Here is a 21,321-nt window from a genome sequence, read left to right on the forward strand (position 1 = left end):
TTGTAACTACTCAGCTAATTCTCAGAGATCGCCAGAGCAAAAGCCGGTAGCTTGCGATCGAATACTAGGCGCAACGCCTCCGAAGCCGTGACCCCCTGCTTTCGGCAGGTCGATAGATATCCCCGTATGCGGCAAAACATCGCGGCACCCTCCAGGCTGCGGAAGCAGCCGGAGATCTTCTGCTGCACTTTGGTCATACGGATATCGTTCTCCGCCTGATTGTTCGTGAACGGCACATTGACGTCCACCATGAAACGCAGCACATCGTCTTCATAGGCCATCAGACGCTCCAGCAGATTGCGGGCCTTGCTCCGCTTGATCCGCCCCCGAGGCTTGTTGTCGGGTGGTTTTTCCGGCTCAGGGCATTCCAGTTGCCCCGCCTCGAGCACATCTCGGTAGCGCTGCCGGTAAGCATTGGCCTCGGTCAGCGGCAGGATGCCGCCAGCGTTCTCGACGGCCTGATGAATCTCTCTGAGCAGCTTGCCCATCGCTTCCGCCCATTGTTGTCCGTCCTGCTCGAATGCTCGTTCCAGTTCGCGCAGGTGGTGGGCATTGCACAGGGCATGGGTGCAGTCCCGATAACGGTAATAGGGTTTCCAATGGTCATGACACAGCACACCGCGGAACCGTGGCAGGATCCCGATCGCGTCCATCGCCTCCTGGCCTCGCTTACTGTGGACCTGATAATGCGTCCAATCAGCATTGGACAGACCATGCAGCCAATGGCGTTTGCCATCAATGTTGACCCCGGTCTCGTCGGCATGAGCGGACACGGCTTTGGCCAATGCCGTTTTGCTGATCGCCTCAAAGGCCGCCAGGCGGGTAAATGCCTCGCGATTGAAGTTCACCAGTGAACCATCGCTCAAAGGGATGCCCAACTGATCGGCAAAGTAATCCTGGATCCGCTTGTAGGGCAAGAGCTGATATTGGGACAGATAGACGGCATGGGCCTTGAGGCCGGAACCATACTGCACCTTCTTATCCACCCCTTCCGGGAATGAAGCCACAAAACGTTGGCCTGATTCATTCTCCAGGATCTGCGCCCGATACTCGGTCACGATCCGGCTGATGTCGATATCAAAAACCTGGCGAGTCTCGAAACCCGCCTCGGTATAGCAGCCTTTCGGCAAGCGACGACGATCGATCTTGAGGACCTCGATCTCATCGGGATGCTCGACCGGGCGCAAGGTCTTGCCCACGTGCCCCGGCTGGCCACCGGAAGGTCGGCTTGAGCGCACACGCTGGCTGCGTGGCCGATTGGGATCCGATGCCGGCGGCTGACTGCTGTTGCGGCTATTGAGCCCGAGACGGTTGAGTAACACGACGAACAACATGAGCATCATCTCGATACTGGCGCGGAGTGCCGGAGATAGGTCTTTCTCCTGCTCCAGTTGCGCCCTGACCTGTGCCAGGGTGATCTCGATATCGACGCCGTCGATCCGCACGCAAGACTGCTCCAAAGAAGTAATGAAGCTATTATCTCACGGGTTTTGAAGTGCCAATTTTCTCGTTTGTAAGGCGATCTGGCGGCGTAAAATAATTGACTGACGGTGGGGCAGTGCCTCGCGTGATGTCGCAAGGAAGACTACGCCTCTGTCGCTTTCGGAGACCAATAATCGCACTCGTTACAGCGCCGCCATATTTTCAAAAAAACTACCAAAAACCCTGTCAAGTACTTTTTGTAATTATTTTCACTGAGTAGTTACGTAATTTTTTCGTCGATGCTCTGCTATCTCGATTCACAGGACGTTGCGTGTGAAATGCAGATTGCCCGATTATTTGAGAAAATGAGCGGTCAGTGTCTCGAAATGACGGATTAATATGTGATATATGCCAACGGACTGGTCGGTTAGCACTTTTCTCATATCACGGGAATATCCATAATTCTCAAGTTAACTCTATATCTGCGTTCCTGGAGCCAGAGTTAATCTGTGACTAGGCCGGCTAGATACGCAGCCAGGTCTACCCGAATCGGCATGAAGTAGACATTGCCTTCAAAATCCCGGGCGGCGCGAACGGCCTTGGCGGCAAAGTTTCGGTTCCATTCCAGGGTGGGTGCGAAGTTCGAGGGAAAGACCACCCGATTCGTCGTTTCCCAGTATGCCCGCGAACGATCCCCCAACACGGGGGCGATTCCCCAGAATATGTTGTGGCCCTGCAGCATTTCCGCCCAGATGGCCATCAGCCGCAGATCGAAGATCGGTTGCGTGAAGAAGCCGTCGGCCCCGGCATCGAGCTTGCGGTGTATGGCCGTGAGTTCGTCGCGGAAGCCGAGCCGGTAGGGGTCGAGGGCGGCATACACCCGAACGTTCGGGCAACACTGCTTGAACCGCCGAATGACGTCCTCGCTGCTGTTCGGATAGGTTCGGTGGCTCAGGTCGTGGGGCGGATCGCCGCGGATGACGAGGATCTCTTGAAGCCCTGTCGCCAGGATGTCCTCGGCCATCGGCGGATCGCCGACCGGCGGAATGTCGATGGCCCGGATGTGCGGAATCGAGGCGGGGAGGATGTTCTTGGTGAGCTTGCAGGCCTCCCAGCTACGCATCGGGAAGCGGATGAGATCCGGAATGTTGAAGGCGGTTGCCTGCGGCATGACGGAGCGAACCGTCCTCGCATCGTTGAGCAGGTCCTCGGCATTTCGCGGGATCAGTTCGACTGAAATTCTCATTGAGCCATTGTCCAACGACGCCTTCACGGCGGAGGGGACTACTTTGGTTCGTTTGCCGGTATTGTCAATAGATCGGCCGACCGGCTTTACGGGCGTTTCGATTAAGTGGCGATATCCGGAAATCCAGGCCGATCGCTCGGTTCGGTCTGTACCAAACCCGACAAATACCCGCCTTCAAGCCGACGCGCCCCAAAGGCCATCGCAAAAACCTACTTATAAACAATGGTTAACCTCTGGTATGGGGTTTGCTTCGCCCTTCATGTACTCAGACGACGTTCGTTTCGGTCAATCGTCCAGCGACGGACGCTGCACAGCCCGGATCGGGAAACGTCCCGTTAGCCCTTGGGAGGCGAAGCACCATGAACAAGATCGGCATCATTTTCGGTACGGATACCGGGACCACGCGTCTGATCGCCAAGAAGATCGCGAAGAAGCTGGGCGATCTGGCCGACAAGCCGGTGAATATCAACCGCATCGGCCTCGATGAGCTGATGCAATACGACTTCCTGATTCTCGGCACGCCCACCTACGGCTACGGGCAGCTGCCGGGCAAGGATACGAATATCGCCGACGGCAGTTGGGCGGAGATTCTGCCGGAGCTGCAGAAGGCGGATCTCAGCGGCAAGCTGGTGGCGCTCTACGGTCTCGGCAATCGGGACAAGTACGGCGACCGCTTCGCCGATTCGCTGTTCTACCTCTATGATGCCGTCAAGAACGCCGGCGCGACCGTCATCGGCAGCTGGGGCACGGAGGGGTACGACTACCAGTTCTCCAAATCCGAGGTGGACGGGCGTTTCGTCGGGCTCGTGATCGATCACAACAGCCAGGGTCTGCTGACGGATCAGCGCATCGACGAGTGGCTGGATCGGATCATGCCGCAGTTCGAGCAGCAACTGGCGGCCAGCGCCTGAGACCCCGATCGACGCTGAATGCGCGTGAGGGGCGTCACGGCCTCTCGCGTCGTGGGGATGTGTGTCGACCCACGCACAACCTTGATCGGCAACGGCGAAGCAGATCCGTGACATGGTTGGGCGTGTGTCAAAGCCCACAATCTCAGGCGCTCCGACCGACATGCCTCAGGTGGCGCCTGAAAAAACCATTCAAAAACAAGCGACAATCACTGGTATGGGCTTTGCTTCGTCCTTTTCCCGTATCCACTGACGAGGGTGCGGCCGTACCGGCCTGCGACACAATCCAGCGATGAAGCTCCAGCTCGAACGATCCTATGTAGAGGCCATGGTCAGCGCGTTTCCCGACCTGAGTCCGCTGTCCGAACAGTTGCGCTTCGGCAATCGCGCCGAGGTCGGCATTCATCAGCTTTCGGCGCCCGCGTTGACCTACCTGCACGACCTGTATCGGCAGGCCGGGCCGGTGGCTTACGGCCGTGCCGCACAGATCGCCACGCTGCGCGAGGCATTCAACGACGATGGGGCCGAGCGCTTCGGCAGCGACGATCTGGAGCAGGTGCTTCCGGCGCTGGCGCAGTATCTGGTCGACGGCGGCGTGCGCGGCTGGCTGTTCCGCGCGACCAGCTCGGCCAAGCCGCTGGCCTACGTGATCACGCGCCTGGACTACACGCCGCCGGGCGACGAGGAAGCCGGGCGCATCCTGCTTGAGCTGAAGGCCAACGCCTACGGCAAGATCGTCACCGAGACGTTGATCATTCGCAACCGCGACATTGTCGGGCGCACCGTCGCCGAGATCCTGGCCCATCGCGGCTACCTCAAGGAAAGCGCGGAACTGCTGCGCGCCTACGACGAATCCACCGAGCGCTATTTCGCCTGGCGGGCCGATTACGGCAGGCAGTTCTCGGCGAGCGGCACCGGGTTTTATGCCGAGGACCCGACGGCCAGCCATCGCACCACCGACTGGACGCGCAAGGAGACTGTGGTGCTGTCGACCACCGGCAATGCCGCGCGGATGGTCAACGACGAGGAGATCCTCGGCCAGCGCGTCACGGGGTTCGAGGGCTCGGGCGACATACTGCGCGCCTATCTGCGCAAGGCCGCCAAGAGCATGCGCTACGACGAGAAGGTGGAGAGCCGCATGGAGGCCTCCAACGAGGCCATCCCCAAGGGCATGTTCACCGAACTGCCCGTGCACGGCTACATCCTCATGTTCCACCTCGAGCTGCACCACCATCTGTGGGTCCACGTCGAGGACATGGAGCCCTACACCTACCAGCCAGAGCTCAAGGAAAAGCTGATCCTGCCGCGCGAGCAGACCGACCTGATCGACATCCTCACCGCCGAGATGGACGTGTTGATGGACGACATCGTCGCGGGCAAGTCCGGCGGCACCACGGTGCTCTGCGCCGGGCCGGCGGGCATGGGCAAGACCCTGACCGCCGAGGTGTACTCGGAAATCATCAAGCGCCCGCTGTACCGCGTGCACTCGGGCCAGCTCGGGCTGAACGTCGGCGAGATGGAAAAGGCGCTCAAGGAGACGCTGACGCGCGCGCAGCGCTGGGGTGCGGTGATGCTGATCGACGAGGCCGACGTCTACATCAAGCGGCGCGACGACAATATCGCCGCCAATGCCGTGGTCGGCGTGTTCCTGCGCGTGCTCGAATATTTCAACGGCCTGCTGTTCCTGACCACCAACCGGGTCGACGACATCGACGAGGCGATCATCTCACGCTGCATCGCGATGATCCGCTACCACCCGCCCGAGGAGAGCGACCGGCGGCGCATCTGGCAGGTGATGACGCGCCAGTTCGAGCTGGACGTCGATGAGGCTCTGCTGGAAACGCTGGTGACCGGTTTTCCCGAGGCCACCGGGCGGGACATCAAGGGGCTGGCCAAGCTGGTGGCCAAGTTCTGCCAGCACAAACAACTGCCGCCGAACCTGGAGGCTTTCGAACGCTGCGCCATGTTCCGCGGCATGGAACTCAGAATCGCCGCCGCTTGAACGCCGGCGGCCAGACACGGGAGTACCGCAATGGCGGATGTCACCTTCAACGGCATGACCATGGAATTCAGCATCGTCGAATTCCAGATGGAAGCCGCTCTCAAGGCCCAGGTCGAGGCTGCAAACCCGGGTTCGAGCGAGCAGGACCTGCTCGACGCCTATCTGACGGCGCACAAGGAACACTTCGGCAAGGATTTCCTGCAATAGCACGGGCAAGGAGCGGGCGCTTTCCCGCCTGTCTAAGCACGTTTAATGATTGCGTTGGGCCGGCGTATGGGTATCACAGTGGCCGGGCCACTGGGATTTGATCCCAGCGTCAATCCGTCTGCTCTTAAGGTTAATATGTGTGATCCGCTGGCCTGCCTGAAGCGCAGGCCAGCGGCGTCATGGGTGCTCAGTTACGCCGCGTAGTAGAGCTTGCGCAGTTCGATCACCGTCGGTGCGGTGATCGTCGCGCCGTCCTTCTGGCGGACGACAATATACATCCCGTCGGCGAAGGTGACCGATTCGCCGGCACCGCCCCAGGCCTTGACGTCGTTCTCCTTGTCCAGCGCCTTGCGGTAGGCGCCGCCGCTGTAGCTGTTGAAGTCGGCGACCAGACCCGCATGAGGCGGGTTGTTAACCAATCCCCACCATGGCTTGTCCCAGGGATCGAACGACCATGTGTCGCCGATCGACTCGGGCGGCAGGGAGCGTTCGGCCAGTCGGCCTTCGATGACAGTATACTGGGTGCGCGCTATGGTCTCGGGTGCGCTGCTTGAGTTGTGCGACTCGCGGATCTCGAGCACTTCCTCCTGGGTGAATGACTCCATGGCCGGGATGAGCCGGCACCACTCGCCATCGAGCTTGGCATGCTGAAACATTGTGCCTCCTGTGTTCTCGCAGTGTGTGGGTAACGTGGGTAATACCCACCTAGCAAGATGTCTACCAATCACTCGGTCACCGGTGTAAAGGCAGGTTATGACCAGGTGAGTTATATCTATGTAACTGTTGTTAAAGGGAAATCCAGGCGACGTCCGTCGCGGCCGGCTCAATGCAATGACTCTCCGGCGCATGGTCGGGAAACGCACAATCCCTCGACAGGAAAAGCGGGTGGGACACATTGACTTGACCGGTCGGTTAAGTCATGATGCCGCCATGGAATCCTCTGCAAATACCCGCGAACGGATACTGGTGACGGCGCGCGACCTGATACACGCCCGTAGCTATAACGACGTGGGTGTGGCCGAGATCTGCCAGCAGGCGAATGTGCTCAAGGGCAGCTTCTACCACTTCTTCCCGAGCAAGCGAGACCTGACGCTGGCGGTGCTCGAGCGCATTCAGGCGGATGCCAAGACGATGCTGCTCGACCGTGCGTTCGACCCTGCGGTATCCCCTCTGGAAAGACTGGACCGGCTGGTTGCGGCGACCATCGAGCTGCAACGGGAAAGTGCCGAGACGGTGGGCCATGTGCTGGGTTGTCCGGTCGGCAATCTGGCCACGGAACTGGCCACCCAGGACGAGCCCATCCGCGTTGCGACCGCCAAGGCCTTCGACGGATTGCAGGCGCGCATCCGCGGCACGCTGGAAGAAGCGGGCGATACGCTTTTCGGTGTCGATCTGGATGCCACCGCCCTGGCCATGGTTGCCTATTTCGAGGGTGTACTGATGATGGCCAAGACGCAGAATAGCCTGGATGTGTTGCGGCGCCTGCTGCCTGCGCTGCGTGACATCCGGGTCACCCTGCCTGCGCAAGTCGCAGGCGCGAAGACCGAACACTGAGATCGGGCCCGCACGGTGAGCGCGGGCCTTTTGTTTGGCCATAAGTTTGACTGACTAGTCAACTTGTCGCCGCCATATGGCTCACCATAACCGGAAAGGAGATCGTCATGTCTGAACCCCTGCTCGTGCCCCAGGTCGGACCTCAGGACAAGCCGAAGGTGGACGCCATCTTCGCTGCCGTGGAGGAGCGCATGGGTTTCGTGCCCGATGCCCTGAAACTCTACAGCCTCAGTCCGGCATTGCTGGAAAGCTTCCTCGGCGTGATCGGTTATTTCAGCACCGAGTCGCCGCTCGGCCCGCGCCTGGCGGCGATGATCCGCTACCTCGGCTCCTACCGTGCGAACTGCACCTTCTGCATCGACCTCAATGAGGGCTATCTGACCTCGATGGGCCTCGACCTCGATGACATCCGTCGTGCCCGCGAGGATATCGATGCGGCGCCGCTTGAGCCGAACGAGATGCCATTGCTGCGGCTCGCCATGAAATCGACGAGCATGCCCGAGACGGTTTCGGCCGCGGATATCGAAGCCTGCCGCACTGCCGGCTGGGACGACCGCGCCATCTTCGAGGCGGTCGTGCATGCGACGAACAATCGCGCGTTCAATCAGCTGCTCAGCACCTTCAAGGTGGAGCACCAGGGCGCGTACGCCGCCTGAGCATCAGGGCTATGGCCGTCAAACGCCGCCCCGTGGGAGCGCGGGGCGGCACATCAAGATCAATCAAGCCGCGCCTTCTTCAAGGGGACGGACGGGCGATTGCTTGTGCTGCATCGCACGCCACAAGTCATAGTTGGCTTGCATCGATAGCCAGGCACGTGCCGTGCTGACACCCGTTTGTTCCAGGCGTGCCGCCAGGTCGGGGCTGATGCCGGCCTTGCCATTGACCACGCGCGACCAGGCAACCCGAGACATGGCCAGCCGCTCGGCCGCTTCGGTTACTGACAGATTCAGTGGAACCAGCACCTCGTCTTTGAGCAATTCTCCGGGGTGTGGCGGATTGTGCATCATCGCTTTACACCTCAATGATAATCCGGGTAATCAACCAGCTCGACATTCACTGCCTACTCAGCGTTCGCAGTCGGCTGCGCAGGTAGAGCGCCGGGAGGAAGTTGGTGGAGAGCAGGGCGCTATAGAGCACGCCGCCCATGATCACCACGGCGAGACCCTGTTCGGGCGCTGCGCCGGCACCCCAGCCGAGGGCGATGGGCAGCATGCCGAGGACTGTGGTCAGGCTGGTGAGCACGATGGGACGCAGGCGCGTGCGCACCGCCGTACGCACGGCTTCGACAGGGGCAAGTCCTTCGTCCCGTTCGTAATGCCGCGCGTAGGAGAGCAGCACGATGCCGTGATTCAGGCTAACGCCGATGAGTGTGAGGAAGCCGATCACGCCGGTGGCATTCAGGCCCACGCCGCTGACGATTAGCGCCAGCAGGCCACCGGTGAGCGCCAGCGGGGCCTGCAGCAGCAGTATCAGCGGAATCCGCAGGCTGCCGAACTGCACGACCATGATGCCGAGGGCGAGCACGACCGCGGCGAGCATGGCGAGGCCCAGCACCCAGGCGGCGTGTTCGATCTGGCGGTACAGCCCACCGATCTGCAGCCGGTAGCCCGCGGGTAGATGGATGGCGGAAACGGCATGCCGGATCTGCGGGATGACGGTATCCAGCGGGGCCTGGGGCGTGGCCAGGATTTCCACCGCGCGGGCACCGTCGAGGTGGCGTATCTGGTTCGGCAGCACGGCGTAGCGGATATGCGCCAGACGCTCAAGCGGCACCCAGCCGCCTTGCGTGCGCACTGGCAGCCAGCCCAGGTTCGTCGGATCGAGATAACCGGCGTCCGCCAGGCGCACGTACAGCGCGAGGCGGCTGTCGCCGTCCGGTACACGGGTGACGATTTCACCGCGCAGCAACGGGATAACCTGATCGAACAGGGCTCGGGGTGTGAGTCCGAGCTGGTAGAGCAGCTGCGGCCGCGGTTCGATGCGCAGCTGCGTGACCGGGTAGGCATCGTTGTTGAAGACGTCGGCGATGTCGGGCAGACGCTTGAGACGGGTGGTGATCTGCTCGGAAAGGCTGCGCAGGGTCGGGATACGGTCGCCGATGACGGCGATCTCGAACGGCTGCGGCAGCCCGGAGAGACTTTCTCCCACACGTTCGATGGTTGGCGTGTCGATGCTCTGCTGCACGTCGCTGAGCTGTGTGTGGCGCAGCAGCGAGTCGGCAAGCGCGTTGAGGTCGTGCCCGGCGGCGCCGCGGCGTAGCACGATCTGGATTTCGCCCGCGTAGCTGTGTTCCGTGTAGGAGGTGCCCTGAGCCGAGCCGATGCGGGCATATACGGTTTTGACCGCAGGATTCTCGCGCAGCCGTGCACTGATCCGGTCGACCGCGTCCACGGTGTCGTCCATCGCCGTGCCCGGCGGCAGGGTAAAGCTGTCGAGCAGCACGCCGGCATTCGGCAGGGGCAGGAAATTCATTGGCACCAGGGCAGCGCCGGCCATTGCGAGCAACAGCAGGATGGTCACGGCGGCCAGACCAAGGCGCGGATGACGCAGCGAGACGTTCAGCAGGCGGGCGTTGCCTGCGGCCAGGCGGCCGAGAAAGCGCTCACCCGATCGATAGGGTCTGGGAACCGCATGGGTGCGGGCCAGGATGGCCGGAATCAGCGTGAGCGAGACCAGCAGCGAGGCCAGCAGCGCCAGGCTCATGGCAAGGGCGAAGGGGCGCGTGAACAGGCCCGCCAGTCCCCCGACGACAATCAACGGCAGGTAGGCGCTGATTGTGGTCAGTGTGCCGGTGACGTCTCCGGCCAAGATGTCACGCAATCCGGCGCGTACGCCGGCCAGGCCCTCGATGCCGCGTTCCCAGCGCAGGTGAACGGCCTCGACCACGATGATGGCGTCGTCCAGCAACATGCCGACGGCCACAGCCAGCGCCCCCAGTGTGAGCAGGTTGAGGGTCTGCCCCAGCGCATACAGACCACCGACGGCAATTAGCAGCACGGTGGGGATGGACACGGCCAGCACGCCGATGGAACGCTGCCTGCCCAGCAGCCAGCCCAGCGCGGCGAGCGCGAGCAGGCCGCCGACGAGCAGGCTGCGGCCTAGGTCGCTGCCGATCAGGCTCACCAGGTAGCTCTGACGGTAGATCGGCACCCAGCGTGCGTGGGCCGGTAATTGGCTGTGCAGGGTGGCCAGGGTGTTCGCGATTTCCCGGTCGACCGGCCGGGTCGATGCACCGGGCTGCTTGAACACGATCAGACCGAGGGCGGGCCGCCCGTCGAGGCGCACGGCTGAGTGTACGGGGATGCCGGAGAGCGTCACGTGGGCGATGCTGCCGAGCGGCACGCGCCCGTGGGCGCCGTCGACCGGCAGGGCGGCGACGGCAGCGGGTGTCAGCGGCAGGTTGCGGGCTTCCACCAGCACGCCCTGATGACCAAGCTGGACTTGTCCCGCCGGGGCCAGCAGCATCTGCGCGTGCAGGGCATGCACAAGCTGGGGCAGGGTGATGCCCGCGGCCTGCATGCGCGCGGGATCGGGACTGACCCAGAGCGCCGCCGCACCGGCGCCGAACAGGTCGACGCGCTGCACGCCAGGCAGGGCACGCAGCGCCGGCAGGATACGCACCTCGACGTCGCGCCGCGCGCGCCACAGCGGGGTGGCGGCGGGTACCTGCAGGGCGTAGTCGGCCACTTCGTTGATGGCGTTGCCGGACAGCTCGGCATGTGGGTTTACGCCGGCAGGCAGTTCAGACCGGGCGCGGTCGATGGCACCATACACGGACTGCAGGGCGAGCTGAGGATCGGTGCCGGCGGCGAAACGCGCGGTGAGCTCCGCCGTGCCTGAACCCATGGTGCTGCGCAGATTGGACAGTTTGCGCAGGCCCAGCAGTTGGGCCTCCAGGGGACGAACCACCAGGGTTTCCATCTCCTCGGCGGAAGCGCCGGGGTCGTGCACCACGATGCCGACCTGCGCGAGGTGAAATGCCGGCAGCACCTCGACCGGAATGTTCAGCCAGGCGTATACGCCATAGGCGATCAGCGAGACATAGATCAGCGCCCACAGGGATCTGCGGCGCAGCAAGTCGGTGAACTGCATCAGTCGGGCGGAGTGTAGTGGCTGGCGAAATCGCGATGGAACAGGCGATAGGCGTCGCGCACGACCACGTCGTCACCCGGCTTGAGCCCGGACAGGATCACGCCGCTCGATCCGCCCCCGGGAGCCGGCACCACGGCCTGCGTGTGCAGTCTGCCATCCGTGCGGATCAGCACCCACCAGCGTCCGCGATCCAGCACCAGCGCTTCCGGCGGCACCTGCACCGCGGGTCGCACATGCGCTTCGAGCCGCACGTTGCCAGCGGCCCCGTCGGCCCACGCTGCCGGACGATTGGTCTGCACCGGGACCAGCCAGGCAATGTGCCCGCCGCTGGCCGTCAGGTCCGGCTCCAGGGCCACGACGCGAACCGACTGCACCGCACCGCCTGCGGCCGGTCGGAACGTGCCGCGTTCGCCCACGAACAGGCTCGTCGGATTGTCGGGGAAGAAGCGCGCACGCAGGGCGAGGCCTGTCGCCGGTTCGAGTCTGAGGGTGCGCGATCCGGCGCGAAGCTGCTCTCCCGGCGCGAGCGCAAGGCGTGCGACGCGGCCTGCGATCGGGCTCTCGACATGCGTCCAGGCGCGCAGGCGCTGCACGGCGGCCTCGGCCTGGGCGTGCTGCAGCCGGGCTGCGGCGAGCGCCTGCAGGTAACGGTCCAGTGTCTGCCGGTTCGCGAACTGGGGATAGCGGCGCCTGGCCGAAGCGGCATCCTTGCGGGCAAGATTCAGCCGCTGCGCGGCGGCGCGCAAGGATTCCCGTGCCACGTGCAGCCGTTCCTTGACGCCGGCTCCGCCGAGCACGTAGAGCAGGGTGCCCGGCTGTACCGCCTGACCGGGTCCCACGACCAAGCGTTCGACCGTCGCATCCAGACGGCTGCGCAGCCACAGCGGGGCGCTCGGACGGATGCGGCCGTAACCCGTTACGCTGGGGCGGTATGCCAATGCCCTGGCTGAAACGCTGTCGTCCGGCGCAGCGAAGAGCGTATGCGGAGTCATCAAGGTCAATGCTGCTGGCAGCAGCAGACGCACGACGACCCGTACACCGAAGCGGTGCATGGGTGACGCGAGGTGCGTGCGATCAGGCTCGTGCCCGGCTGTCGGTTGGCTGACGTGCGGCTTCTTCTGCATGCGGCGCGGTCGTTCGATCATTATGGCCCAAGCATCAGTATGCCCGATAGGCGCGTGCCCATGGGTTACGGAGTGTTAACAACCTGCGACGATTGTGCGTGGGATCAACCCGGATGATTCCGCCTGTGGCCTAGACGGGTTCGTGTGTTGGCGCGTCGTCGTGTTCGTCGAGGCTGATCACCTCGAGGTTGTTGGTTTCGATGAACCAGATCAGGTAGTCCCGTACGCCCGGCTGGTCACGGTCCAGCGCGTCGAAATCGACCACCAGGCCATTGCCGTACTGTGGGTGGTTGATCGGGTCCAGATAGGGCGAATATTCGAAGATCTTGGTGTCGGCGTGGAAGATGCCGGCGCTTTCGGCCACGCGTTCGGCCCAGTTGGAGGGGCGGAATTTCCTGCCGTTGATGTAGCCGGAGACGATGGCCTTGCCGTGGTATTTGGGATTCATCCTGTTTCCTCCCGGGCATGTCTGCACGTGAGTTCGGTGGTCATGCTGTCACGGCCATTGCGAACGCACCCGTCAGCTGCGTTGCAGGGGCGCGGCCAGCGGGCGATCCTGTGCTCCAGGACGATTCTACAGGCTTATGGCGTCGCCCTTGAACGGCATGTGGATTTCGGTGTTGTGCAACTGTTCGCCGAAGCTTCTCATGGCCTTCTCTTCACCATGGACCAGAATTGTGTGCGCAGGTTTCAGCGAGCGGTGCCAGGCGAGCAGTTCGGCACGGTCGGCATGGGCGGAAAAACCATTGATGGTGTGGAGACGGGCATGCACTGGGATTTCCTCGCCGAACAGTTTCACTTGCGGTGTTCCATCGATGATGATGCGCGCCAGAGTGCCGGGGGCGGCATAGCCGACGAACACCACGCTGGAGTCCTTGCGCCAGAGGTTGTGGCGCAGATGATGCCGCACGCGTCCGCCGGTGCACATGCCGGAACCGGCCATGATGACCGCGCCGCCCACGAGGCGGTTGAGCGCGATGGAGTCGGCGGTCTGCCGGGTGAAGTGCAGGCTGGGCAGGGCGAAGGGGTCCTTGCCGCCCTCGAACAGGGCGTAGGTCTCCTCGTCGTAGCACTCCGGATGGCGGCGGAAGATCTCCGTCGCCGAAATAGCCATGGGCGAATCGAGGAACACCGGCAGCGTGTTCGGCAGCAGGCCCTTCTCGATGCCCTCGCGCAGGTAGAACAGGATTTCCTGGGCTCGCTCCAGCGCGAAGGTGGGGATCACGACGTTGCCGCCGCGCGCCATGGTGTCGTTGATCGCCTCGTAGAGTTCGTCCACCGAGGGGGCGATCTGCTTGTGCAGACGGTCGCCGTAGGTGGTTTCCATGACCACGGCGTCCGCAGCCGGCGGAATCTGCGGGTCACGCAGGATGGGGCGGCCGCTGTTGCCGAGGTCGCCGGAGAAGATCACCGAGCGGGTCTTGTCCCCGCTCTCCTCGATCCGGATGCTGGCCGAGCCGAGAATATGGCCGGCATCGTAGAAGGTGGCCGTGAGCTTGGGCGCGAGTTCGATCGTCTGGCCGTATTCGGCGATGCGCCCGAAGCGGTCGAGGGCATTGAGCGCGTCCAGGGTGTCATACAGCGCCTCGATCGGACGTCTACCGTGGCGCCTGGCCTGTCGGGCATGGCGTTCCGCCTCTTCCTCCTGCAGGTGGGCGGCGTCGAGCATGACCACGCGGGCCAGCTCGCGCGTGGCCGCGGTGGTGATGATCTCGCCAGCGAAGCCGCGGTTCACCAGCAGCGGTATGCGGCCGCAGTGGTCGAGGTGGGCGTGGGTGAGCAGCAGGATGTCGATGGAGGCGGGGTCGAAGCCGAAGTCCTCGGCGTTTTCTTCCTCGAGTTCGCGGCCGCCCTGGTACATGCCGCAGTCGATCAGAATGCGCTTGCCGCCGGCTTCCACGAGGTGACAGGACCCGGTGACGCCGCGGTCCGCGCCGTGAAAGGATAGTTTCATCGTGTCGTTTCCTTCTGCATGTTGTCGTTATTCGGCGGCCTCGAAGAGCGGGCTGCCGTTGAGTTTGTGCCAGGCGACGATGCCGTCCCAGGCCTCCTGCGCACTTTCCGCGAACCAGAAGAGTTCGCGATCCTCCTCGTCGATGCTACCCGCCTCGGCCAGGAAATCGACATCAAAAACACCCCGCCAGTAGGCCTCGCCGATCAGTACCACGGGAATGGGTGCGGTCTTGCGGGTCTGGATCAGGGTCAGCGCGCCGAACAGTTCGTCCAGGGTACCAAAACCGCCCGGCAGGGCGACGATGGCGGCGGCGCGTTTCATGAAGTGCAGTTTGCGCAGGGCAAAGTAGTGGAACTGCAGGCATAGCCCCGGCGTGAGGTAGGGGTTCGGATACTGCTCGCGTGGCAGGGTGATGTTGAGGCCGACCGTCTTCGCGCCGGCGTCGTAGGCACCGCGGTTGGCCGCTTCCATGCCGCCGGGCCCGCCGCCGGTCATCACCGCAAGCCGTGGATCGCCGACTGCGCCGACCAGGCGCCCCAGTTCCCGTCCGATCTCGTAGTAGCGCGACAGATCCATGCGCCGCTCCGCAAGGCGCAAGGCACGCTGGCGGGCCTCGTCGCCAGGATGGGCGGTAGCCTCGTGGTGGGCGGCGGACAGCTCGTTGCGCGCAGTGTCCGGTTCGCGCAGGCGGGTGCTGCCGAAGATCACGATGGTGCGTTCGATGCCGTGGGCCGAGAGGATTTCTTCGGCCTTGAGATAGTCGAGCTGTAGACGTACGGAGCGTATGCCGTCGGTGTGCAGGAAGTCGATGTCGCGGTCCGCCTCGGCGTACGAGGGGTTCTGCATGATTGCCTGCAAACGGGCCTCGGCCTCGGCTTCTTCGGTGGCCGACTTCGGTTTTTCCCAGGGCAGCGGCTGGCGCCGCTCGGTGGGATGTGCGGGTTCCGGAATGACGGGCCTTCGGGTCATGCGGGCTTCCTTGTCCTGTCGCGTCCGAGCTTGGCTTCCAGTTCGAGCACGCGACGCGTGGTGGCGATCACCGTGTCGGGATTCAGGCTCATCGAGTCGATGCCGAGTTCGACCAGGTATTCTGCCATTTCCGGGTAGTCGGACGGCGCCTGGCCGCACAGCCCGGAGTGGATGCCGTTGCGCCGGCAGCCTTCCACGGCCAGACTGATCATTTCCTTCACGCCATCGTCGCGCTCGTCGTAGTCGAAGGCGACGATTTCGCTGTCGCGGTCGACGCCCAGGGTGAGCTGGGTGAGGTCGTTGGAGCCGATGGAAAAACCGTCAAAGCGCTGGGCGAACTGGTCGATCAGGATGACGTTGTTCGGGATCTCGCACATGGCGTAGACCTGCAGTCCGTTGTCGCCGCGCTTGAGGCCGTGTTCGGCCATTTTCGCCAGTACGTCGTCCGCCTCGCTCACGCGGCGCACGAAGGGCAGCATGAGAATGACGTTGGTCAGTCCCATGTCCTCGCGCACGCGCCGCATCGCCTGGCATTCGAGGCGGAAGCCCTCGGCGTAGGCCGGGTGCGCATAGCGCGAGGCGCCGCGGAAGCCGATCATCGGATTGGCCTCGTCCGGCTCGAAGGCGGCGCCGCCGATCAGGCTGGCGTATTCGTTCGACTTGAAGTCCGACATGCGCACCACCACCGGCTTGGGCCAGAAGGCGGCGGCGATGGTGCCGATGCCCTCGGACAGGCGCTGCACGAAGAACGCGCCGCCGTCCGGATAGCTGCGGATGAGGTGTTCGACGGTCTTGCGCGCCTGCGGGTCGCTGATCTTGTCCGGATGCAGCAGGGCGAGCGGGTGCGCCTTGATGTATTCGTTTATCACGAACTCCATGCGCGCGAGGCCGACGCCGTCGTTGGGCAGGAAGGCGGTCTTGAACGCCAGTTCCGGGTTGCCGAGGTTGAGCATCACCTCGGTGGCGGGGCGAGGGATGTCGCCCACCTCGGTGCGGTCGACGTGGTAAGGCACCTCGCCGCGGTAGATGCGGCCGGTGTCGCCCTCGGCGCAGGAGACGGTGACCGTCTCGCCGTTGGGCACGGTGGTGGTCGCCTCGCCGGCGCCGACCACGGCGGGAATGCCCAGTTCGCGGGCGATGATGGCGGCGTGGCAGGTGCGCCCGCCGCGGTTGGTGACGATGGCCGCCGCGGTCTTCATCACCGGCTCCCAGTCGGGCGTGGTGGTGTCGGCGATCAGCACCTCGCCGGGCTTGAAGTCGGGCAGGTGGGCCACGTCGGCGATGACGTGGGCGCGGCCGCTGGCGATGCGTTCGCCGACCGAACGCCCGGTGATCAGAATATCCCCGTGGCCGTCGAGCACGTGGGTTTCGAGTTCGGTGACGCGGCGCTGCGAGGCCACCGTCTCGGGCCGCGCCTGGACGATGTAGAGCTTGCCGTCGAGCCCGTCCTTGGCCCATTCCATGTCCATCGGCCGACCGTAGTGCTGTTCGATCCTGAGTGCGTAGCCGGCCAGTTCCAGCACGTCGGCGTCGCCGATGCAGTAGTGCTCGCGGTCGACCTTGGGCGTGGGGATGTTGCGCGTGGTGTGGCGCGTCTCGCCCTCGACGTAGACCATCTTAACCGCCTTGTCGCCGAGGTTGCGGCGCAGCACGGTGCGGTGCCCGGCGGTGAAGGTCGGCTTGTGCACATAGAACTCGTCCGGATCGACCGCGCCCTGCACCACGTTCTCGCCCAGACCGTAGGCGCCGGTGATGAACACCGCGTCGCGGAAACCGGATTCGGTGTCCAGCGAGAACATCACCCCGGAGGCGGCCAGATCCGAGCGCACCATCTTCATCACGCCGATGGACAGCGCCACCTTGAAGTGGTCGAAGCCCTGGTCGATGCGGTAGTGGATCGCTCGGTCGGTGAACAGGCTGGCGAAGTCGCGCCGGCAGGCGTCGAGCAGGCTTTCGTCGCCCTGAATGTTGAGATAGGTGTCCTGTTGGCCGGCGAAACTGGCGTTGGGCAAATCCTCGGCGGTCGCCGAGCTGCGCACGGCCAGGCTCAGATCATCGCCGTATTCTTCCTGCAGCTTGCGGTAGGCGGCCACGATCTCGGCGGCAAGGTCGTCCGGCAGGCCGGCGCCGTAGACAATCTCCCGCGCGCGCTTGCCGCGGCGCGCAAGATCGGCGACGTCGTCCGGGTCGAGTTCGTCGAGGGCGGCGTGCAGGGCGTCCCAGGCCCCGGCGGCGTCGAGCATGTAGGTGTAGGCCTCGGCGGTGACCGCGAAGCCGTTGGGAATGCGTACACCCTCGCTGGACAGCTTGCGGTACATCTCGCCCAGCGAGGCGTTCTTGCCGCCGACCAGGGGTACGTCGGCGATGTCCAGTTCGTCGAAGAAACGGATGTATTTAAAGGCGTCCATGGTCGTCTCCGATAACCTGTTTGGTGACTATTTCCTCAAGATGAGTCAGGTGATGTAAGTCGGCGCTACTCGGTGTGAATGAGGAAATAATCAATTCATTATTTGGCTGAATGTGGATGTAGGCGCGTATTGCTGGTGCCCAGATAACCTTGTTTGAATTTTGCCTTGTGATCCATTAAGTGATGGCTGCCGAGTTTGGCGATGTCCAGTACCACCATCCAGATCAGGTTATAAACCCAAACCCACGCGATATCGCCCCATGGTAGAGCGGGCACCAGCCAACCAAACCCGGTCATCAGGACAGCTAACACTTGGGTGGCGATGATTGCGCCGAAAAGAGGCCATGCAGGGTAAGGCGCGCGCCAAAAACTATTTCTGTTGCGCGTCACGAACAACATGAGATGCCCACCCACCACGAGCTGTAAAAACACGGCTGTTTGCAAATGAGGGGTGTCCATATGCATCAGGCGGTCGCCGATATACATCAGGCCGAAGGTTTGTGCGACCGACAAAAAGCCCAAGATGCTGGAAAGGCTGAGCACACGATGCATATCCCAGCGAACCGGTTTAGGACTTAACCAGGTATTGTCATAAGCAATTGTCATGATGGGGATGTCATCGAGCAAGGCGAGCACGATAATCATGACTGCGGTTAATGGGTAGATTCCAAAAATGATCATTGCAAGGACGACGAATACCATGATGTCGATCGTCATCGCGATGCGATAAATCGTGTAACTGTTCATCCGTTCGAAAATGCGTCTTGCCTCCTCGACGGCGCGAATGATGACCGATAACCCCGGTGCGGTAAGAATCAAGTCCGCAGCCGCGCGAGCGGCATCGGTCGCGCCAGAAACTGCAATCCCCACGTCGGCCTGCTTGAGTGCGGGGGCGTCATTGACTCCGTCGCCGGTCATGGCGACCAGATGGCCGCGTTCCTGCAGCGCCTTGACGATAGCGTACTTGTGTTCCGGGAAAACCTGGGCGAAGCCGTCGGTCTGCTCGATGCGTTCGGCGGCGTCGCTGGAAAGGTGTCCTTGCGAGGCGGCTTGGGTGAGCAGTTCGTTGGCGGGTTGGATTTTCGTGCCCAAGTCAAGCTGCCCTGCAATTTCGCGGGCGATGGCGGTATTGTCGCCGGTCACCATCTTGACCGCGATGCCGTGCTCGCCGGCCTGCCGGATGGTTTCCTTGGAGTCCTCGCGCGGCGGGTCGAACAGCGGCAGGATGCCGAGGAAATTCCAACTATTGCCGTCGTCGTCGGAGCGCGCCACGCCGAGGGTGCGATAGCCCTTGGCGGCGAATTCGTTGACCAGCTCGTCGGCGCGCGCGGCGTCGTCGCCGGCGAGCTTGGCCAGCTGCATGACCACCTGCGGCGCCCCCTTGGTGGTTCTGAAGGTCTTGCCGTCCGGCCCCTTGAGCTGTCCCTCGGTACGCTTGTTCACCGGATCGAAAGGGGTGAAGCCAGTCTGCGTGTAGCCGTCCAGCACCTTGGGATCGCTCAGGCCGCCGATCACCGCGAGGTCGATGGCATCCTTGTCCTCGGCCTTGGAGGCCAGCGCCCCGGCCAGGATCAGCGCCTGTGCGTCGGCGGCGGCGAATACCGCGGGCTCGCCCAGGGTGAGCTTGTTCTGGGTGAGTGTGCCGGTCTTGTCGGAGCAGAGGATGTCGATGCCGGCCATTTCCTCGATCGACTGCAGTCGCGAAACGATGGCTTTAAGTTTAGAAAGCGCGAGAGCACCTAACGCCATTGTGATGGATAAAACGGCTGGCATGGCGACGGGTATGGAGGCAATGACCAGTATCAAGACAAATTGCACCAGCTTGAGAAAAGGTTCTCCCCGGAACAGTTCGACACCGATCAAGATTATGGATAACCCAACGGCAACGAAAATGAGGAAGTCGCCGATACGCATCACCGCTTTTTGGAAGTGCGAGACAGCCCCAGCATCCTGGACCAGCTTGGCGGTGTGCCCAAAGAAGGTGTCGCCTCCAGTGGCGGTGACAACGGCAAGCATCTCGCCCTGCTTGGCGACCGAGCCGGAATAGGCGATCTCGCCGATCTTCTTGCTCACCGGCAGGGATTCACCGGTCAGCGCGGACTGGTCGATGGACAGGTATTCGCCTTCGATCAGCTTGGCATCGGCGGGAATGATGTCGCCTAGGCGCAGGCGCAGCACATCGCCGGGCACCAGGGCGGCGGCGTCGATCTCGCCCCACTGACCGTCACGCAGTGCGCGCGCCTTGAGCGCAAGCTGGCTTTTCAGTGCTTCTAAAGCATTGGCAGCTTTATGTTCCTCCCAAAAACCAATTAATGCGTTAAAGATCAATAACACCATGATGATTGTGAGGTCGGTCCAATGACCGATAATTGCCGATAGGATCGCTGCTACCTCGATCATCCACGGGATCGGTCCCCAGAAATAACTGAAGAATCGCATCAGTGGACTGACTTTCTTTTCCACCAGGGCATTGGGGCCGAACTGTGTAAGCCTGGCCTGGGCCTCCTGCGAGGCGAGCCCCTTGGCGGAGGTTTCCAGGCGGGCATAAAGGTCGTCGGCGCTGAGCTGTTCGGCGGCCTTGCTGTCGATACTGTCGACCACAGGCATTCTCCTCAGGGTGCAATCATGCCGTTGTCGAGGTAGGCCTCGGCATAGGCGAAGACGATGTCGGGATCGGGACGGATCAGGTCGTGGGCCTTGTCCGCATAGTCGAGTCGGGTCAGCAGATCCTTGATGACGTTGAGCCGGGCCAGCTTCTTGTCGTCGGCGCGCACCACGGTCCACGGTGCGAGCGCGCTGTGCGTGCGCGCGAACATGTCGTTGCGCGCCTGGCTGTAGTCGTCCCAGTGCTTCTGCGCCGCAGCGTCGATGGGGCTCATCTTCCACTGCTTGAGCGGATCGGTGCGCCGTGCGGCAAGTCGTTGCTTCTGTTCGTGCTTGCTGATGTCGAGGTAGTACTTGAACAGATGCACGCCGGAGCGGATCAGCATCTGCTCGAAGGCCGGCACCGTTTCCATGAATTCCTCGTACTCGTCCGTGGTGCAGAAATCCATCACGTGCTCGACGCCGGCCCGGTTGTACCAGCTGCGGTTGAACAGGACCATTTCCTCGGCGGCCGGCAGGTGCGGTGCGTAGCGTTGGAAGTACCAGCTGGTGCGGTCGCGCTCGGAGGGTTTGCCGAGGGCGACGACACGCGTTTCGCGTGGCGACAGATGCTGCACAATGCGCTTGATGGTGCCGTCCTTGCCCCCGCTGTCGCGGCCCTCGAAGATCACCAGGATGCGGTCGCCATGGGAGATGAAGTGCTTCTGCAGCTTGACCAGCTCGATTTGCAGTGCGTGCAGTTCGCGCTTGTAGTCCTTTTTTGCAGGCGAAGGCGGATACGGGGGGGCGTTGCGGTGTTTGGACATGTTGACTGGGTCGCAGGGTTGGGATG

The 21,321-nt window shown here is 62.9% G+C and carries 17 protein-coding genes; 5 read left to right on the forward strand and 12 right to left on the reverse strand.

All coding sequences use genetic code 11. From position 1 onward, the window contains the following. Nucleotides 1-14: 14 nt before the first annotated feature. A complete protein-coding gene (gene tnpC, locus BJI67_RS06730; RefSeq protein ID WP_070071668.1) occupies nucleotides 15-1,445 on the reverse strand; it encodes an IS66 family transposase in 1,431 nt (476 codons plus the stop codon). Nucleotides 1,446-1,924: 479 nt separating this feature from the next. Next, nucleotides 1,925-2,668, reverse strand: coding sequence for a methylenetetrahydrofolate reductase (locus tag BJI67_RS06735; protein ID WP_070072378.1), 744 nt, complete (start codon nucleotides 2,666-2,668; stop codon nucleotides 1,925-1,927). 359 nt (nucleotides 2,669-3,027) lie between these two features. On the opposite strand from BJI67_RS06735, the gene BJI67_RS06740 reads away from it, so the two are divergent. The 3 genes from BJI67_RS06740 to BJI67_RS17355 all read left to right on the forward strand — a co-directional run bounded on the left by BJI67_RS06740 (nucleotide 3,028) and on the right by BJI67_RS17355 (nucleotide 5,785). Further along, nucleotides 3,028-3,579, forward strand: coding sequence for a flavodoxin (locus BJI67_RS06740; protein ID WP_070072379.1), 552 nt, complete (start codon nucleotides 3,028-3,030; stop codon nucleotides 3,577-3,579). A 289-nt stretch (nucleotides 3,580-3,868) separates the two neighbouring features. After that, on the forward strand, nucleotides 3,869-5,578 hold the full coding sequence (locus BJI67_RS06745) for an AAA family ATPase (RefSeq protein ID WP_070072380.1): 1,710 nt from the start codon (nucleotides 3,869-3,871) through the stop codon (nucleotides 5,576-5,578). A gap of 30 nt (nucleotides 5,579-5,608) precedes the next feature. Beyond that, a complete protein-coding gene (locus BJI67_RS17355; RefSeq protein ID WP_156782054.1) occupies nucleotides 5,609-5,785 on the forward strand; it encodes a hypothetical protein in 177 nt (58 codons plus the stop codon). A gap of 191 nt (nucleotides 5,786-5,976) precedes the next feature. Here BJI67_RS17355 and BJI67_RS06750 read toward each other — a convergent pair whose 3' ends face one another. Then, complete coding sequence (locus BJI67_RS06750; protein WP_070072381.1) at nucleotides 5,977-6,441, reverse strand: hypothetical protein; 465 nt, start codon at nucleotides 6,439-6,441, stop codon at nucleotides 5,977-5,979. Between the two features lie 229 nt (nucleotides 6,442-6,670). On the opposite strand from BJI67_RS06750, the gene BJI67_RS06755 reads away from it, so the two are divergent. Beyond that, a complete protein-coding gene (locus BJI67_RS06755; protein WP_231940911.1) occupies nucleotides 6,671-7,339 on the forward strand; it encodes a TetR/AcrR family transcriptional regulator in 669 nt (222 codons plus the stop codon). 107 nt (nucleotides 7,340-7,446) lie between these two features. Beyond that, nucleotides 7,447-7,995 (forward strand): carboxymuconolactone decarboxylase family protein, encoded by a 549-nt coding sequence (locus BJI67_RS06760; RefSeq protein ID WP_070072383.1) that lies wholly within the window; start codon nucleotides 7,447-7,449, stop codon nucleotides 7,993-7,995. A gap of 63 nt (nucleotides 7,996-8,058) precedes the next feature. Here BJI67_RS06760 and BJI67_RS06765 read toward each other — a convergent pair whose 3' ends face one another. The 9 genes from BJI67_RS06765 to ppk2 form a co-directional block, all read right to left on the reverse strand. After that, nucleotides 8,059-8,343, reverse strand: a complete 285-nt coding sequence (locus tag BJI67_RS06765) for a HigA family addiction module antitoxin (RefSeq protein ID WP_197513387.1) — start codon at nucleotides 8,341-8,343, stop codon at nucleotides 8,059-8,061. A gap of 49 nt (nucleotides 8,344-8,392) precedes the next feature. Further along, nucleotides 8,393-11,431: an efflux RND transporter permease subunit gene (locus tag BJI67_RS06770; RefSeq protein ID WP_070072385.1), complete on the reverse strand. Its 3,039-nt coding sequence runs from the start codon at nucleotides 11,429-11,431 to the stop codon at nucleotides 8,393-8,395. Beyond that, nucleotides 11,431-12,576 (reverse strand): efflux RND transporter periplasmic adaptor subunit, encoded by a 1,146-nt coding sequence (locus tag BJI67_RS06775; RefSeq protein WP_070072386.1) that lies wholly within the window; start codon nucleotides 12,574-12,576, stop codon nucleotides 11,431-11,433. The genes BJI67_RS06770 and BJI67_RS06775 overlap by 1 nt, the downstream gene beginning before the upstream one ends. Nucleotides 12,577-12,685: 109 nt before the next feature. Then, nucleotides 12,686-13,003, reverse strand: a complete 318-nt coding sequence (locus tag BJI67_RS06780) for a DUF3579 domain-containing protein (RefSeq protein WP_070072387.1) — start codon at nucleotides 13,001-13,003, stop codon at nucleotides 12,686-12,688. 126 nt (nucleotides 13,004-13,129) lie between these two features. Further along, complete coding sequence (locus BJI67_RS06785) at nucleotides 13,130-14,509, reverse strand: MBL fold metallo-hydrolase RNA specificity domain-containing protein (protein ID WP_070072388.1); 1,380 nt, start codon at nucleotides 14,507-14,509, stop codon at nucleotides 13,130-13,132. 27 nt (nucleotides 14,510-14,536) lie between these two features. Next, nucleotides 14,537-15,478 (reverse strand): LOG family protein, encoded by a 942-nt coding sequence (locus BJI67_RS06790; RefSeq protein WP_070072389.1) that lies wholly within the window; start codon nucleotides 15,476-15,478, stop codon nucleotides 14,537-14,539. Next, entirely contained in the window at nucleotides 15,475-17,886 is a 2,412-nt protein-coding gene (gene ppsA, locus BJI67_RS06795) for a phosphoenolpyruvate synthase (protein ID WP_070072390.1), read from the reverse strand. Before ppsA ends, BJI67_RS06790 begins: the two co-directional genes overlap by 4 nt. Before the next feature lie 98 nt (nucleotides 17,887-17,984). Continuing rightward, nucleotides 17,985-20,486 carry a plasma-membrane proton-efflux P-type ATPase gene (locus tag BJI67_RS06800; RefSeq protein ID WP_197513342.1) on the reverse strand — a complete coding sequence of 834 codons (2,502 nt, stop codon included), beginning with the start codon at nucleotides 20,484-20,486 and terminating at the stop codon, nucleotides 17,985-17,987. 11 nt (nucleotides 20,487-20,497) lie between these two features. Next, on the reverse strand, nucleotides 20,498-21,295 hold the full coding sequence (gene ppk2, locus BJI67_RS06805) for a polyphosphate kinase 2 (protein ID WP_070072392.1): 798 nt from the start codon (nucleotides 21,293-21,295) through the stop codon (nucleotides 20,498-20,500). Nucleotides 21,296-21,321: the final 26 nt, after the last annotated feature.

The sequence above is a fragment of the Acidihalobacter aeolianus genome, assembly GCF_001753165.1.
Taxonomy (GTDB): Bacteria; Pseudomonadota; Gammaproteobacteria; order DSM-5130; family Acidihalobacteraceae; genus Acidihalobacter; species Acidihalobacter aeolianus.

Coding starts and splice junctions, on each gene's coding strand:
- BJI67_RS06775 (WP_070072386.1), bottom strand. CDS start 12,576: ATGATCGAACGACCGCGCCGCATGCAGAAGAAGCCGCACGTCAGCCAA.
- BJI67_RS06750 (WP_070072381.1), bottom strand. CDS start 6,441: ATGTTTCAGCATGCCAAGCTCGATGGCGAGTGGTGCCGGCTCATCCCG.
- BJI67_RS06790 (WP_070072389.1), bottom strand. CDS start 15,478: ATGACCCGAAGGCCCGTCATTCCGGAACCCGCACATCCCACCGAGCGG.
- BJI67_RS06770 (WP_070072385.1), bottom strand. CDS start 11,431: ATGCAGTTCACCGACTTGCTGCGCCGCAGATCCCTGTGGGCGCTGATC.
- BJI67_RS06740 (WP_070072379.1), top strand. CDS start 3,028: ATGAACAAGATCGGCATCATTTTCGGTACGGATACCGGGACCACGCGT.
- BJI67_RS17355 (WP_156782054.1), top strand. CDS start 5,609: ATGGCGGATGTCACCTTCAACGGCATGACCATGGAATTCAGCATCGTC.
- BJI67_RS06780 (WP_070072387.1), bottom strand. CDS start 13,003: ATGAATCCCAAATACCACGGCAAGGCCATCGTCTCCGGCTACATCAAC.
- BJI67_RS06735 (WP_070072378.1), bottom strand. CDS start 2,668: ATGAGAATTTCAGTCGAACTGATCCCGCGAAATGCCGAGGACCTGCTC.
- ppsA (WP_070072390.1), bottom strand. CDS start 17,886: ATGGACGCCTTTAAATACATCCGTTTCTTCGACGAACTGGACATCGCC.
- BJI67_RS06765 (WP_197513387.1), bottom strand. CDS start 8,343: ATGCACAATCCGCCACACCCCGGAGAATTGCTCAAAGACGAGGTGCTG.
- BJI67_RS06745 (WP_070072380.1), top strand. CDS start 3,869: ATGAAGCTCCAGCTCGAACGATCCTATGTAGAGGCCATGGTCAGCGCG.
- BJI67_RS06785 (WP_070072388.1), bottom strand. CDS start 14,509: ATGAAACTATCCTTTCACGGCGCGGACCGCGGCGTCACCGGGTCCTGT.
- BJI67_RS06760 (WP_070072383.1), top strand. CDS start 7,447: ATGTCTGAACCCCTGCTCGTGCCCCAGGTCGGACCTCAGGACAAGCCG.
- ppk2 (WP_070072392.1), bottom strand. CDS start 21,295: ATGTCCAAACACCGCAACGCCCCCCCGTATCCGCCTTCGCCTGCAAAA.